We start from the raw sequence: 15,128 nt of genomic DNA, 5'->3' as shown, positions 1-15,128 counted from the left end.
CTCGGCCACGGGGTCTTGTCCCTGGGGCCGGTCAGTTGAGGAATCCGCGGGCGTCGACCGGCCAGCGCTGCAGCGACGTGCCCGTGCTGTCGGTGACGATCAGTTCCTCGAAGCCGAGGACGACCGGGCACACGTGGTTCGGCACGACCGGTACGACGCTGCCGACGCCGGGGCGGAACTCGCCGTCCGGCAGCGGAAGGAACCCGTGGTACTCGTTGAGCTTGCCCAGAACCGCCTTCGTGCCGGCGATGCCGCCGTAGCCGATCTCGGGGCTGCCTTCGCGGCTGAGGGCTTTGGTGCCCACATCGAGGATGACCTGGCCGGGGACCCAGTCGCTGACCACGGTGCCGGCGACGAACAGCGCGATCTGGTCTTCCTCGCAGGAGCCCAGCCGAGCGTTGTTCAGATCGCCGAAGACGTACTCGCCGGGACGGATCTCGGTGATCACGCTGCTGGTGGAGAACTCGAGGGTGGGAGTGGAGCCGGCGCTGACCACCTCAGCGGTGACCCCGACACCGGCGAGGCTGCGTATCGCGGTGGTGAGCGCGGCCTCCTGGTCCTGCGCGGCGCGCCGGCGAACGTCCCGGCCGGCGCCGCCGTGACCTGGATAGGTGAAGACGCCCACCGGCACCAGACCGCGTTTGCGGGCGGCGAGCGCGAGATCGCCCGCAGCCTCGGGCGGCGCCCCGGAACGACGGGCGCCACAGTCGACCTCGATCACGACCTGAAGCCGGTCCGGTTCGTCTCCCATCGTGTCGGCGAGGGCCTCGATCGCCGCGCCGTTGTCGACGCCGACCCGCAGCCGTGCGGACTCGGCGAGCCGGCGGATCCGGGCTCGCTTCGTTCCCGCGGGCCAGATCGGGTAGGCGAGGAAGATGTCGTCGAAGCCGGCCGCGGCGAAGACCTCGGCCTCACCGACATTGCCCGCGGTGATCCCGACCGCGCCGGCCTCGATCTGGCGTCGGCCGATCTCCACACACTTGTGTGTCTTGACGTGCGGCCTGACCTTGAGGTTGTGCTGGTCGGCGAAGCCCTGTATGCGGTCGATGTTGCCTTGCATGACGTCGACAAGCACGATCGGCGCGGGGGTGTCGATCCGCTCGACAAGAGCGTCGAGTGCTCGTTGCAGCCGGTTCACGCTGCCCTCCTTGTGGTTCTGCCTGGGAATGATCGGGGGCGCGGATGCTGGTCCCCTCTGCCGCCGAACGCGCGCGGACCGCGACATCGCGCGCTTGCGTACACCGTCGTCACGTCCGCCCTACACCGCGGTGCAGATCATCTGGATCTCGACAGGGGTGTTGAGGGGTAGCCCGGCGACACCGATCGCGGTGCGCGCATGCCGTCCGTTCTCGCCCAGCACCTCGATGAGCAGTTCACTGGCCGCGTTGGCGACCTGCGACTGCAGACCGAAGTCCGGCGTACTGGCCACGAAGACCAGCATCTGCACGATCCGGACCCGGTCCAGGTCGCCCACCGCCTGCACAGCGGCGGCCAGGCAGTTGAGCGCGGCATGGCGCGCGAGCTCCCGAGCCCTCTCCAGCTCGACGTCCCGGCCGACAATGCCCTGACCCAGCAGCTCGCCGTTCTTGAAAGGCAGTTGGCCGGAGATGTGGATGCTGGAGTCCACCGTCCGGTGGTGCACGAAGTACGCGTTGCCGGCGAGGTCGGGGAGCTCCAGACCGAGGGCCTGGAGCCGAGCGGAAGCCGAGCCGGTGTTCGCTGCCGATGTCGCGGGCCGGTTCACTGCGCCACCGCCGCGGACGGCACAGGGCACAAACCGTCGCTGCTGACCACGAGAAACCGCTTCGTATGGATCTTGATCATCTGCACTCGGTTCTCCTCTCGAGTAACAGTGGCGGAGAAACAGCCGCAGGATGGCTTAAAACAGCCACCGTATTGTCGTTTGTCGACCATATGGCTGGCCGTCGAGCACTGTCAATACAGACTTCAGCCTCGGGCGCGACCTGGAGCACCGCGTGCGACTCGATCCGCCGCTGCTGGAAGCGACGGTCGACGCCGCGACCCGGCTCACTGGTCTCGTCCGGTTCGGCGTGGACGAGCCTGCGTAGAGCGCCTGTCGCATCACGATCGCTGACGGTGGCGGGGTTCTCGAGCGGTTGACACGGAGGGCCGACCTCACACCCGACGAGATCTCAATGCCACAAGGGTGGCTTGACCTGCTGCCCGGTTGCTCCGGCAAGGCCTGCAGCAACTGGTTGCAAGCCCGTGATGACGAGTTCGACAGCGGAGTCGAGTGGCGAGACTGGACCCGTTCCACGGCTGGAGGAACGCTGCCGGGCGTCTAGGGTCCGCGCGATGTTACGACCGTGACGCGGAGGCAACTTCCCGCCGAACAGCCGAAGTTGATCGCTCCGTTCCTGTCGATCGGCGAGTACGGCCCCTGCCCTGAGCGGCTGCGGAATCAGTTCACGGTGTGATCTGACGGTTCAGGGCAGCGCGCAATGGCGCGAGATGCCGGGCGAGTCAAGGCCTGCCCGACCGGCTGTGTGCGCTTGCGGGTCTGGAGGGGCGCCGGTCTCTTCACCGCGCTGTCGGTAAAACCTGATCGCCGAAGTCGCCCGTCAGGGCAAGGTGGATTATCCCTGGTCGGCGTGGACTTCATGACCGTGCCCGGAAGTCCCGCGGGTCCGGGCAGGGCGTCCCGCTCACGCCGCAGTCGACGTCCTGGCCCCCGGTGTCAGCTCCGTCACCGCCCTGCTCCTGCGACATCTTGTGGTCCGCGGTCGCGCTTCCAGCGTGGCGCCGAGTCGTGGCCACGGCTGAGCCCGGACGCCGCGCCAGTGATCCGGGACGACGTCCGGGCAGATCTCGGTACAGCTCAAGGTGCATCCTGTCCACTGCGTTGCCCGGGACACCCGTCGCTGCGTACACGGTCTGCCGGACTGCCTCATCACACTGCACTCATAATCCGTCGGCCGTGGGTTCGAGTCCCACCCGCCCCACCAGTGGTCATCTATGCAGGAATGTTCTGACCTGCGGAAACGCGGTTGGACGGGTGCTTTGCGTGAGGCGGTTGCCTGGAATCGGTGTGGCGAACGGGCGTCTTCGTGTGTTTCCCCCGGGCCCTGGACCTTTGTGACCTGGGCTTTTTGGGGTGGGATCAGTGGTGGACGGTCCCACGTGCCGTCCACCGGCCGGCGGTGCTGCTCCTAGACGTCTTCCAGCTGCCGACAGGCTCGGGCAGGTTGTGCTTCGGTAGGCCGGTGCGGACCCGGAACAGGATTCCGTTGATCGCCATGCGGTGGTCGTTCCCCCTCCCGGCCGCCGCGATCCGCCGGACGGAACCTGGACGGATGCTGCGGTTGTTCTCGGGTCGTCCAACCGGGGAAGCCGGCCATGAAAGTCCAGGCCGATCCGGCCGTTGAGGGCGCGAGTCCGAGGGTGGCTCCGACCGCTTTCCGGCGTCTCGACTCACGGGGTAGAGCGCGCGCTCTCTTTGCTCGCAGATGTCAGGGGTTCAAATCCCCTAGGTTCCACACACCGACACCCCCCTGACCTGCGGAAACGCAGTCAGAGGGGTGTTTTTGTCCCGATTTCCCGTGCTGACGTGTCAGCACGGGGGTGCTGACGCAAGCCTCCAGTAGCCCGTGTTTACGGGGTTTGGGGCGGCCTTTGTTTCCCTGACGGATCCCCTAGGCTCACGCGAAGTCTCGGGGAAGCCGGTGCTGTGAAGGAGGCATCGGTCACGCTCTTGAGGGCCATGTTGGTCACCTCGAATGCATGAGGTGGGTGGGATCAGACGGCGGCGGCCTCGGTGTGCACGGTCTGTGCGTCGGCGAGGGCCGCGAGGTATCGCTCGGCGTCCAGCGCGGCTGAGCAGCCGGAGCCGGCCGCAGTGATGGCCTGGCGGTAGGTGTGGTCGACGACGTCGCCCGCGCCGAAGACGCCCGGGATGCTTGTCTGCGTCGGTGGCGACTGGACCTTCAGGTAACCGTTTTTGTCCAACTTCAGCTGGTTTTTGAAGAGTTCGGTGCGTGGGCCGTGGCCTATGGCGATGAACAGGCCAGTGGCAGCCAACTGGCGCGTCTTGCGGGTGAAGGTGTCGTGCAGGGGCAGACCGGACAGCATGCTGTTCTCCTCGTGGAGCTCGGCGATCTCGCTGTCGAAGGCGAGGGAGATCTTGTCGTCGGAGAAGGCGCGGTTCTGCATGACCTGGGAAGCGCGCAGGGTGGAGCGTCGGTGGACGACGGTCACGGAGTTGGCGAAGCGGGTGAGGTAGGTGCGGCGGGGGCTCAGCAATGCACTGTGCAGCTCGTGTCGGGGGCCAAGGCGAAGGTCGAGTGCAGGGACCCGCAGACCCTGGAAGTGGTGGAGAGCGGCGAAGCCACGACCGACGCCACCGGGGCGTTCCACGTCAACCTCAGTGACGACCGCGCGAACGGTCTGCGCGACGCCGCTGTGATCAGTTCCCCGGGCACCTGCTCGGCCGAATCGTCCTGGAGAACACGTCGCGGGCTTCCGTCCCCTGCCCGGCCCGCGGGATGCCGCGGAGCAGTCCGCGGCATCGGAGCTGCCCCGCGGTACCCGGCCGTGAGCATGCGGCGGCGGTCGGCGGGGTCAGGGCTGCGTGGCCGGCTTCGTCGCGCCGCCCGTGTACCAGGTGACGGCGTTCCCGGGCTGTTCGCGGGTAGTGCGGAAGGAGTTGACCGGGTGGTCGGGGTCGGGGTGGCCGAAGGAGATACCGGCGACGACGCGACGGTTGTCGGGGATGCCGAAGTGGTCGTGGAGGAAATCGGAGTAGGAGGCGAGGGCGGCTTGGGGGGCTGCGGCCAGGCCCAGGCTGTGTGCGGCGAGCAGGAAGGTGTTGATGTAGAGGCCGCAGTCGACGGCGCCGTAGACGCCGAGGTCGGCCTCGGTGGTGATGATCGCGACGTGCGGGGCGTCGAACAGCTCGAAGTTGCGCATCAGTTGGTTCACGGTGCGTTCCTGGTCGCCCTTGGCGATGCCGAGACTGCCGTACATCTGGAGTCCGCACTCGCGTCGGCGTTCCCGGTAGACGCCGGTGTACTGGGCGGGGAAGGGGAAGTCGGGGGCGGGCAGGCTGGTGCGGACGTGGGCCAGGAGCTCTGTGCGCAGCTGCTCGGTCGCGGCGCCCTCGGTGAGGTGCACGTGCCAGGGCTGGGTGTTGCACCAGGACGGGGTGCGCTGGGCCAGCTGCAGCAGGTGCTCGATGGTGTCCCGGGGGACGGCGTCGGGCAGGAACTGGCGGCAGGTCCACCGGTCGGCGAGGATCCGGCGCAGAGCCTCGTGCTGGTCGCTGCCGATGCCGCGTTGCGTGGTGGTGGGGTGCAAGGTGGGCTCCGCTGTCAGGCGTGGTTCAGGGGTTTTGGGCGGTCGGTGCCGGTTGCTGCGGCGGTTACGACAGGGCTCCCGTCTCCGTGAGCTTAGTGACGCGTTCCGTGTCGAGGCCCCAGCTGGCCAGGGCGTGGGCCAGGGCCCGGCCGCCCTTGTCCATCGGGCGGGGAGGGGCGGAGGGGGTGCGGCTGAAGCGGGGGGCCGGGGCCGGCTGGGTCAGGCCGTCGACCTCGACGTAGGTGTTCCGGGCCTGGTGGTGGGGGTGGGTGTGGGCCTCCCAGGGGGACAGGACGGGGGTGACGCAGGCGTCAGTGTCGGCGAACAGGGCGGCCCACTCGTCGCGGGGGCGGGTGCGGAAGGCGGCGGCCAGGCGTTCGCGGAGGCGGGGCCAGCCGGTGGGGTCGAGGTAGAAGGGGGCCTCTTCGCCTCCCTCCTCGTCCTCCTCCAGGTCCAGCAGCGCCGTCAGCTGGGCGTAGAACTGCGGCTCCAGGGCGCCCACCGCGACGTACCGGCCGTCGGCGCACTCGTAGGTGTCGTAGTAGGGGGCGGCTCCGTCGAGGTGGTTGGTGCCGCGTTCGGTGTTCCACAGGCCCGCCCCTCGCATGCCGTAGAGGAACGAGGTCAGCAGGGCGCTGCCGTCGACCATGGCCGCGTCGACGACCTGGCTGGATCCGGAGCGCTCCCGTTCGTACAGGGCCGCAACGACTCCGAAGGCCAGCAGCAGGCCGCCGCCGGCGAAGTCGGCGAGGAGGTTGAGGGGCGGGACGGGGCGTTCGCCGTGGCGGCCGATCGGCTCCAGCGCTCCGGACAGGGCGATGTAGTTGATGTCGTGGCCGGCGCGGGCGGCCAGCGGGCCGTCCTGGCCCCAGCCGGTCAGACGGCCGTAGACCAGGCGGGGGTTGAGCCCCATCAGGTCGTCGGGGCCGATACCGAGGCGTTCGGCGGCGCCGGGGCGGAAGCCCTCGACGAAGACGTCGGCCGTGCGGGCGAGGTCGTGGAGGGCGGCGCGGCCGTCGGGGTGCTTGAGGTCGAGGTGGAGGGTGTGGCGGCCGCGGTCGAGCGGGCCGGGTGGCGGCGTGATGGCGGGGCCGCCGCCGGCCCGCCGGATCTGGAGGACCTCGGCGCCGAGGTCGGCGAGGAGCATGCAGCCGAAGGGGGCGGGGGCCAGGCCGGCCATCTCCAGGACGCGGACGCCTTCGAGGGGGCCCATGAACGGGTCCTTTCCTAGCGGGGGCGGTTCAGCCGGCGAGCAGGCCCTTGGCCACGTGGGTGACCTGGACCTCGTTGGAACCGGCGTAGATCATCAGGGACTTGGCGTCGCGGGCGAGCTGTTCGACGCGGTACTCGGCCATGTAGCCGTTGCCGCCGAAGAGTTGGACGGCCTCCATGGCCACGTCGGTGGCGGCCTGCGAGCAGTACAGCTTGATGGCCGATGCCTCGGTGAGGCCGGCTCGTCGGCCCTTCCTGGTCTGTTCGATGACGCGGAAGAGCATGTTGGTGACGTTGAGGCGGGCGATCTCCATCTGGGCCAGCTTGAGCTGGATCAGCTGGAAGTCGGCGATGGGCCTGCCCCACAGTTCGCGCTGCCTGGCGTAGTCGACGCACAGGCGCAGGCATTCCTCGATGATGCCGAGGGCCATGGCGCCGACGCCGATGCGTTCGGTGGTGAAGTTGGAGCGGGCGCTGTCGCGTCCGTCCCGGGCCTTGCCCTCAGTGCTGCCGAGGAGGCGGTCGGGGCCCAGGCGTACCTCGTCGAAGAACAACTCGCCGGTGGGTGAGGCGTGCAGGCCCATCTTGCGGAAGGGCTTGGACTGGGTGAGGCCCTCCATGCCGCTGTCCAGGACGAAGGTCAGGACGGGCTGGCGGCGGCGTTCGACGCCTGTGCCGTCGTCGAGTTTGGCGTAGACGACGAGGGTGTCGGCGTAGGGGCCGTTGGTGATGAAGGTCTTCTGGCCGGACAGGACGTAGCCGCCCGCGCCGTCGGGGCGCACGGTGGTGCGCATGCCGCCGAACGCGTCCGAGCCCGCGTCGGGTTCGGTGATCGCCCAGGCGCCGACCTTGTCGAAGGTGAGCAGGTCCAGGGCCCAGCGGCGCTCCTGTTCGGCGGTACCGCGGGACAGGATGGTGGTGGCGGCCAGGCCGACGCTGACGCCGAGCGCGGTGACCATGCCCATGCTGACCCGGGAGGGCTCGCTCGCGGCGATCAGCATCATGGACTCCTGGCCGCCGGACTCGGACGACTTGGACGACTGGGACTTCGTACGGTCGCGGCTCTCGCCCCGCTCCCGCGCCTTGGCCCTCGCGTTCGCCTTCTCGAAGGTGTCGCGGGCGAACTGGTCCAGGCCGAAGGCGGCGTAGAACTTGCGGATGAGGTCGTACGGCGGGAGGGCGCCGTGTTCCAGGTCGTCGACGTGGGGGCGGATCTGGTCGTCGACGAAGTTGCGGACGGCCTCCCGGACCAGGAGGTCGGTGTCGGACCACTCGATCATGTGCGTGTTCCTCTTGCTCAGGTCCAGGCGCCGAGGCGCTCGGCGACCAGGTCGATGGTCCAGGGGCCGTCGGTCTCGGTGTCCCGGGTCGCCTGCCAGCCGGCCAGCTGCTGGATGGCGCCGCCCTGGACGGCGAAGACCTGGGCGGTCCACGGGCACCGCTCGGTGGCGAGGTAGGCGACCAGCGGGGAGATGTTGGCCGGGGAGAAGGCGTCGAACTCGCCCTCGGCGACCTCCTGGGCGAAGATCGCGCCCATCCCGGGGGTGGCCAGCGTGAGCCGGGTACGGGCGATGGCGTTGACGCGGACGCCGTAGCGCTCCAGTTCCTCGGCGGCGACCAGGGTGAGGGCGGCGATGCCCGCCTTCGCGGCGCCGTAGTTGGCCTGGCCCGCGTTGGGCACGGTGAGCCCGGAGGCCGACGCGGTGTTGACGACCGACGCCGTCACCTGCTCACCCGCCTTGGTACGGGCCTTCCAGTGGGCCGCGGCATGGTGCAGGACCGCCGCGTGGGCCTTGAGGTGGACGGCGACGACGGAGTCCCACTGGGCTTCTTCAAGGCCGGCCACGAAACCGTCGCGCAGGATGCCCGCGTTGTTGACGACGACGTCCAGCCGGCCGAAGGTCTCGACGGCCTGGTCGATCAGGCGCCCGGCGCCCTGCCAGTCGGCCACGTTGTCGGTGTTGACGACGGCCTTGCCGCCCGCCGCCTCGATCTCGGCGACAACCTCCTGGGCGGGGCCGGCGTCGGTGCCTGATCCGTCGTTGGTGCCGCCGAGGTCGTTGACGACGACGTACGCGCCCTCGCGGGCGAAGAGCAGGGCGTGTTCGCGGCCGATGCCGCGGCCGGCGCCGGTGATGACGGCGACGCGGCCGTCGAGTGCTCCCATGGTGGGGGTCCTTCCTGGATGTCTACGGGGCTCAGGCCGGGTCGGCGATCTCCGCGAGGCCGTCCTTGATGACGAGTTCGCCGCGCGCGTGGGTCTCGTAGGCGTAGCGGGTGATGCCGTCGGCGGAGCCCGCGTGCCAGAAGCGGGTGTCCAGGTCCGAGTCGGGCACGACGGGGCGCGCGAAGCGGACGGCCAGGCGCTTGAGGCGTCGTACGTCGCCGTCGGCGAGCTCGGTGAGTGCCGCCCAGCCGGTGAACGCCATGGTGCACAGGCCGTGGGCGATGATGCCGGGCAGTCCGGCGTCGCGGGCGACCTCCTCGTCCGTGTGGATCGGCATCGGGTCACCGGCGGCCGGGGCGTAGCGGAAGGTCTGGTCGGCGTCGAGGTGCTGGGTGGTCGCGGCAACCGGTGCCTCGGCGCGCAGAGCCTCGTCGAAGCGGTGCCCGGGGGCGAGTTCGCCCACCCGCGTGCCCTCGTCGTGGCCGCGGACGAAGAAGGTGACGTACTGCTCGTTGACCGGATCGCCGGCCGCGTCCCGGGTCTCCAGGTAGACGCACGCGCGCGTGCCGTTGGGCAGGGACTCCCAGCCGGTCATCTGGGCGCGGGCGGTGAGCTTGTCGCCGGGCACGATCGGGCGGTGGAAGCGGAAGTCCTGTTCGCCGTGGACGATGCGGCCGATCAGCGGGAGCGGGACGATGCCGAGGGCCGGTTCGAGGAGGGACTCGAAGACCGGGACGATCGCGAAGACCGGGTTGGCCAGCTCGCCCGAACGGTGCGCGGGGATCGGGTCGTTGACGGCCTCGGCGTACTGGGCGAGGCGTTCGGCCGTCACCTCGAAGACGGTTTCCTCCGTCCACGTGCCCAACGGTTCCGGGTCGAAGCGCAGCTGCTCGCTCATGCGGGTCTCACGCGACCAGGCCGGCGAGGGCCTGGAGCGACTTGTCGAGGTTGACCACGGCGTCCTTCTCGACCGCCTTGCCGAGTGCGCCCACGATCATCTGGCCGGTGAACTCGGCCTCGGCGCGCACCTCGCAGCCGTCGGCGCCCTCCTCGACGGCGAAGGTGAACGTGGTCCGCACCCCCGCCATGCCCGTGCCGCCGATGACCAGCCGGGCCGGGGCGTCGAGCTCCTCCACGGTCCAGCTGATGGTGTTCGCCATGCCGAGCATGGTGACGACCTCGGTCATCTGTGCTCCGACGGCGAGCGGCGCCGGGGGCTCCGTCTTCCACTTGGTGTGGATGGCGAGCCACTTGTCGTATCCGGCCGGGTCGGTGATGACCTCCCAGACCTTCTCGCGGGGGGCGGCGACGGTGAGCGTGGAAGAGACGTGTCCCATGTCTTTTTCTCCGGTGGTCGTGTGAGAGTGGTCAGCGCTCGGCGCGCTGGTAGGCCGTGACGACGGCGGCGCCGCCGAGGCCGATGTTGTGCTGGAGGGCGGCGGTGACGCCCTCGACCTGGCGCCGGTCGGCGGTGCCCCGCAACTGCCAGGTGAGTTCGGCGCATTGGGCGAGTCCGGTGGCGCCCAGCGGGTGGCCCTTGGAGATCAGGCCGCCCGAGGGGTTGACCACCCAGCGCCCGCCGTACGTCGTGTCACCCGCGTCGATCAGCGAGCCCGCCTCGCCCTCCGCGCACAGGCCGAGGGCCTCGTAGAGGAGGAGTTCGTTGGCGGAGAAGCAGTCGTGCAGCTCGATGACCTGGAAGTCCTGTGGGCCGAGGCCGCTCTGCTCGTACACGCGGCGGGCGGCCTGAACGTTCATGTCATAGCCGATGATGTTCTTCGCGCTGCCGTCGAAGGTGGACGCGAAGTCGGTGACCATGCTCTGGCCGACGATCTCCACGGCCTGCCCGGCGAGGCCGTGCCGGTCGACGAAGTCCTCGCTCGCCAGGATCGCGGCCCCGGAGCCGTCCGAGGTCGGTGAGCACTGCAGCTTGGTGAGCGGGTCGTAGATCATCGGGGCCTCCAGGATCTGGTCGAGGGTGTAGACATCCTGGAACTGGGCGTAGGGGTTGCCCGCCGAGTGGCGGTGGTTCTTCTCGCCGATATTCGCGAAGTGCTCGGCGGTGGTGCCGTACTTCTGCATGTGCTCGCGGCCGGCCGCGCCGAACATCCAGGGGGCGGGCGGGAAGCGCACCTCGGAGATCCCGGCGAGGGCGTCCATGTGCCGCAGCATCGGGTTCTCACGGTCGTTGAAGGTGCTGCCCAGCGAACCGGGCTGCATCTTCTCGAAGCCGAGCGCGATAGCCACCTGCACCTGGCCGCTCGTGACCGCCTGCGCCGCCAGGTACAGGGCGGTGGAACCGGTGGAGCAGTTGTTGTTGACGTTGATCACGGGGATGCCGGTCATGCCGAGCTCGTAGACCGCGCGCTGGCCGGAGGTGGACTCGCCGTAGACGTAGCCGACGTACGCGGCCTCGACGGCGTCGTACGCGATGCCCGCGTCGGCGAGCGCCTTGGTGCCGGACTCCTTCGCCATCTGCGGGTAGTCCCAGCCCTCGCGGCGGCCGGGCTTCTCGAACTTCGTCATGCCGACGCCGATGACGTACGCGTTGCTGCTCATGCCGACGAGGAACTCCGGGCCCGCTGGCTGCGGGCCAAGGAGGGGCTGCGCACGATGATCGAGGTGCGGTGCGGGACGCTCGGGCGGGAGACAGGCGGTCAGGAGCGGGCGTAGTCGCGCAGGGGCGGCTCGGCGGTCACCCAGGGGGCCGTGCCCACGAAGGTGACGGTGTCCGCGAGGAACTTGAGCGCGCCGGTCATCTCGACCGGGTCGATGCCGTCGAATGCCGTCTTGCTGCAGGCTGAGCGGTCGACGCGGGAGAGGTCCGCGGGCCCCGGGTGGTCGAGAGCGTCCACGACGAGCGCGTAGGCGGCGGCGTCGGCGAGCTGGCTCATGTGACCGGCGAGGCGGCCCGGGCACAGGTCCTGCACCATCAGGTTGGTGGCACCGGGGAACGACGTCGACTCGGGAGCCGGTTGCACCACTTCGTCGGTGCGGGAGCCGACGGACGTGACGTCGGCGCCGGGGGCGATGGGCTGCCTGACGACCGCCCCGGACCAGGCGGAGCCCCACTTCACCTGCCAGAAGATCGGTGGGCACAGGTTCGGCAGGCAGACCGTGTAGCCGGCGACCTTCGTGCCCCGGTACGGCGCGGCCAGCGACACCGCGTCGTCCACCTTGCCCGGCAGATCCGGCCAGAACCGCAGCGCCCAGGCGGCCAGCAGCCCGCCCTGGCTGTGCCCCAGCGTGGAGATCTTCCCGCCGGACACCTCGGATATGTGCCGGATGGCGTACACCACGTACTCGGCGGTGTCCTGCATGTCACCGCTGCCCTGCGCGGGCAGGCGGACCGTGCACACCGGGTGGCCCTGCGCCCGCAGCACCTTCTGATAGCCCCAGGCGTACGCCGTGTCGGGTTCCTCCAGGGTGCCGGGTATCAGCAGGACGGGTGTCTTCTGCGGGTGGGTGAGGTCGTCGGAACAGCTGAGCGCGGAACTCAGCTGTGCCTCGGGGGTGTTCAGTGCCGGACCCGTCGCCGCCGTGGCGGTCGGGGTCAGCAAGGTCATGCCGGCGGCGAGCCCGGCGAGCAGTGCGGCGGCGCGTCTGAATGGACGGTTCACAGTGCGGCTCCTTCAGAGGTGGATTTCATACGGGTAATCCGCCAGTACGGGCGTGTCCCCAGGCCCGTACCGGCCGGACGGTCGTGATCAGGTCACGTAGAGGGCCGCTATCTCGGCGGCGTACCGCTGCTGGACCGGCTTGCGGCGGATCTTGAGGCTCGGGGTGATCTCGTCGCTGCCGGGCTCCCACTGGTCGGTCAGGAGCGTGTACTTCTTGATCTGCTCGACGCGGGAGAGCGTGGCGTTGGCGGCCGTGACACCGCGTTCGATCTCCTGACGGATCAGCGGGTGGTCGACGAGGTCCGACGGATCGGCCCGCTCCTCGTCCCGTCCGGCGAGGAAGGCGGCGGCGGCCTCGGAGTCGAGCGTCAACAGCGCGGTGACGTAGGGGCGGTCGTCCCCTATGGCGACCGCCCAGCCGATGAGCGGGCAGGCGACGCGCAGGGCGTTCTCGATGCGGGCGGGCGACATGTTCTTGCCCGCCGCGTTGATGATCAGTTCCTTCTTGCGGTCGACGATGCGCACACGGCCGTCGCGGTCGACCTCGCCGATGTCGCCGGTGTGCAACCAGCCGTCGGCGTCCAGGACTTCGGCGGTCTGCTCCGGGGCGCCGCGGTAGCCGCGCATCAGCATCGGGCCGCGCAGCAGGAGTTCGCCGTCGTCGGCGACGCGCAGTTCCACTCCGGGCAGGACCTGGCCGACGGTGCCGATGCGTACGGCTCCGGGCCGGTTGGCCGTGGCCACGCAGGTCACCTCGGTCATGCCCCACGCCTCGCAGACCGGCAGACCGATGCCGAGCAGGAAACGCAGGGCCTCGGGGGCGAGCGGTGCCGCGCCCGTCGCCGCGACGCGCAGCCGGTCCAGGCCCAGCCGGGCGCGCACCCGGGACAGCACCAGCCGTTCGGCGAGGGCGTGTTGGAGGCGCAGGGCGGGCGGGACGGTGCGTACGGCGTCCGCTTCCGGGGCGGCCTCCACGGCGGCCCGGCGTGCTCCGGTGCGCAGGGCCCAGCGGCCCAGCGCCCGCCGCACCGGGCTCGGCTGCTCCTCCACCGCCGTCTCCAGCGCGGCCTTGAGCTTGTACCAGACGTGCGGGACCGCCAGCAGGAACGTCGGGCGGGCCGCGGCCAGCGCCTCCACCAGTCGCTTGGAGTCGTCGAGGGTCGTGATGCGGGCGCCGGACAGCAGCGAGTTGTAGTGGCACATCCAGCGGTTGGCCGCGTGCGCGTCCGGCAGGTACGACACCACATGGTCGCCCGCGCCGGGCCTGAACACGGTGAACGCGGCGGCGGTGTCGGCGAGCACGGCGGCGTGGGTGAGCTCGACTCCCTTAGGCAGCCCGGTGGTTCCGGACGTGTAGACGAGGGTTGCCAGGTCGTCGGGTCCGACCGCGCGCCAGGACCGCTCGAAGTCGAAGCCCTCGAAGCCCTCCTCGCCCCGGATCTCCACCTCGTCGAGTGAAACGGTCCCCTCGGCCTCGCCGTCCACACAGACGATGTGCCGGACCCCGCCCGCCCGTTCGGCCGCCTCCCGCACCCGCTCCAGGTACTGCGCCTCGCATACGACGATCCCGCAACCGGAGTTGCGGAAGGTGTGCGCGATCGCCTCGGCCGGGTTGGTGCTGTAGACCGAGTACGGGACGGCGCCGGTGTGCAGGACCGCGGTGTCGGTGAGGTGGAACTCGGGGCGGTTGGACATCATCAGCGCCACGAACTCGCCCGGCCCCGCGCCGAGCCGGGCCAGGCCGGTCGCAATCCGGCGCACCCGCCGGCCGTACTGGCGCCAGGTGATCTCGGTGTCGCCGCCGTGCGCACGCAGGGCCACGGCGTCGGGATGGGCAGCGACCGTGCGCTGGAACGCGGCGCAGAGCGTGGTCGGCTGGTCGGTCACGGGTAGTGCTCCTCGGGATCTGACAGCTGGACGGACTCGGTACGGGTCACAGGGACCGGACGCGGTCTTCGTAGGCACGGCGGGCCTCGTCGTCGACGTCGCCGAGGAACACGCTCTCCGCGCCCAACACCCGCTGGACCCCCTCTGTCACGGACCGGGGCAGGAACCGGCCCGCCTGGACGAGGGCCCCGTGCAGGGCGGTGACCCGGACGCGGGCACGCGGCCGGCGCAGGGTGGCGGCTATGGCAGCGGCGACGTCCTCGGGTTCGGCGTTGGGCAGGAACCGGATGCCTTTGGTGCCCGAGACGAGTTCGGTGTTGGTGAACCACGGCAGGACCGACGAGAACCGCACTCCGGCGGTACGGAACTCCAGCCGGGCCGCGTCGGTGAAGCCGACCACGGCGTGCTTCGTGCCGATATAGCTGGCCACGCCCGGGACGCACATCTCGCCGCCGAGCGAGGCGACGTTGACGATGTGGCCGCTGCCGCGCGGTGCCATCCGGCGCAGGGCGAGCTTGGTGCCGGTGATCACGCCGAGGACGTTGATCTCGACCATGCGGCGGGCCACGGCGTCGGACTCGTCCAGCAGCGGGCCCACCGGCATGATCCCGGCGTTGTTCACCAGGACGTCCAGCGGCCCGAGTTCACTCTCGACACGGTCGAGGAAGGCGGCGAACGACTCCGGGTCGGTGACGTCGAGCCGGCCGTGACAGGCGAGCCCGAGCCGGCCGGCGGTCTCGGCGCAACGCTCCTCGTCGATGTCCCCGATCGCGACGCGGGCGCCGAGGCGGGTCAGCAGGCCGGCGGTCCGCTCGCCGATGCCGCGGGCACCGCCGGTGACGGCGACGACTCGGCCTCGGACAGGAAGGGGTGATGTGCGCAGCACGATGCTCCTCAGTGGGGCTCAAAAGGTGAGTGGTTCAGCGCCG

12 protein-coding genes and 2 pseudogenes are annotated in these 15,128 nt (G+C 70.2%); all 14 read right to left on the bottom strand.

Going from position 1 to position 15,128, the window contains the following annotated elements:
* Positions 1 to 31: 31 nt before the first annotated feature.
* On the bottom strand, positions 32 to 1,138 hold the full coding sequence (locus tag PBV52_RS04365) for an alanine racemase (RefSeq protein WP_274236940.1): 1,107 nt from the start codon (positions 1,136 to 1,138) through the stop codon (positions 32 to 34).
* A 120-nt stretch (positions 1,139 to 1,258) separates the two neighbouring features.
* Complete coding sequence (locus tag PBV52_RS04360; RefSeq protein ID WP_274236939.1) at positions 1,259 to 1,744, bottom strand: RidA family protein; 486 nt, start codon at positions 1,742 to 1,744, stop codon at positions 1,259 to 1,261.
* A gap of 1,387 nt (positions 1,745 to 3,131) precedes the next feature.
* A pseudogene (locus PBV52_RS51615) lies at positions 3,132 to 3,280 on the bottom strand (transposase); the annotation flags it as partial.
* A 476-nt stretch (positions 3,281 to 3,756) separates the two neighbouring features.
* Positions 3,757 to 4,242, bottom strand: a pseudogene (locus PBV52_RS04350) (FAD-dependent oxidoreductase); the annotation flags it as partial.
* Positions 4,243 to 4,578: 336 nt separating this feature from the next.
* Entirely contained in the window at positions 4,579 to 5,313 is a 735-nt protein-coding gene (locus tag PBV52_RS04345) for a nitroreductase (RefSeq protein ID WP_274236938.1), read from the bottom strand.
* 64 nt (positions 5,314 to 5,377) lie between these two features.
* The gene (locus PBV52_RS04340; protein ID WP_274236936.1) at positions 5,378 to 6,526 is read right to left on the bottom strand and encodes a CaiB/BaiF CoA-transferase family protein; all 1,149 of its coding nucleotides are present in this window, start codon (positions 6,524 to 6,526) and stop codon (positions 5,378 to 5,380) included.
* A 28-nt stretch (positions 6,527 to 6,554) separates the two neighbouring features.
* Positions 6,555 to 7,805, bottom strand: a complete 1,251-nt coding sequence (locus tag PBV52_RS04335) for an acyl-CoA dehydrogenase family protein (protein ID WP_274236935.1) — start codon at positions 7,803 to 7,805, stop codon at positions 6,555 to 6,557.
* A gap of 17 nt (positions 7,806 to 7,822) precedes the next feature.
* Positions 7,823 to 8,692: an SDR family oxidoreductase gene (locus PBV52_RS04330; protein ID WP_274236934.1), complete on the bottom strand. Its 870-nt coding sequence runs from the start codon at positions 8,690 to 8,692 to the stop codon at positions 7,823 to 7,825.
* A gap of 31 nt (positions 8,693 to 8,723) precedes the next feature.
* The gene (locus tag PBV52_RS04325) at positions 8,724 to 9,590 is read right to left on the bottom strand and encodes a MaoC/PaaZ C-terminal domain-containing protein (protein ID WP_274236933.1); all 867 of its coding nucleotides are present in this window, start codon (positions 9,588 to 9,590) and stop codon (positions 8,724 to 8,726) included.
* A 7-nt stretch (positions 9,591 to 9,597) separates the two neighbouring features.
* Positions 9,598 to 10,029: an SRPBCC family protein gene (locus tag PBV52_RS04320; protein ID WP_274236932.1), complete on the bottom strand. Its 432-nt coding sequence runs from the start codon at positions 10,027 to 10,029 to the stop codon at positions 9,598 to 9,600.
* Between the two features lie 31 nt (positions 10,030 to 10,060).
* The gene (locus tag PBV52_RS04315) at positions 10,061 to 11,251 is read right to left on the bottom strand and encodes a lipid-transfer protein (RefSeq protein WP_274236931.1); all 1,191 of its coding nucleotides are present in this window, start codon (positions 11,249 to 11,251) and stop codon (positions 10,061 to 10,063) included.
* Positions 11,252 to 11,349: 98 nt separating this feature from the next.
* Positions 11,350 to 12,312 carry a triacylglycerol lipase gene (locus PBV52_RS04310; RefSeq protein WP_274236930.1) on the bottom strand — a complete coding sequence of 321 codons (963 nt, stop codon included), beginning with the start codon at positions 12,310 to 12,312 and terminating at the stop codon, positions 11,350 to 11,352.
* 87 nt (positions 12,313 to 12,399) lie between these two features.
* Complete coding sequence (locus PBV52_RS04305; RefSeq protein WP_274236929.1) at positions 12,400 to 14,199, bottom strand: long-chain fatty acid--CoA ligase; 1,800 nt, start codon at positions 14,197 to 14,199, stop codon at positions 12,400 to 12,402.
* Between the two features lie 46 nt (positions 14,200 to 14,245).
* Positions 14,246 to 15,085 (bottom strand): SDR family oxidoreductase, encoded by an 840-nt coding sequence (locus tag PBV52_RS04300; protein ID WP_274236928.1) that lies wholly within the window; start codon positions 15,083 to 15,085, stop codon positions 14,246 to 14,248.
* Between the last annotated feature and the right edge of the window lie 43 nt (positions 15,086 to 15,128).

The organism is Streptomyces sp. T12 (assembly GCF_028736035.1).
Classification (GTDB): Bacteria; Actinomycetota; Actinomycetes; order Streptomycetales; family Streptomycetaceae; genus Streptomyces.
The sequence above is the reverse complement of the archived record's forward strand: the minus strand, read 5'-3'. Positions and strand labels throughout refer to the sequence as shown.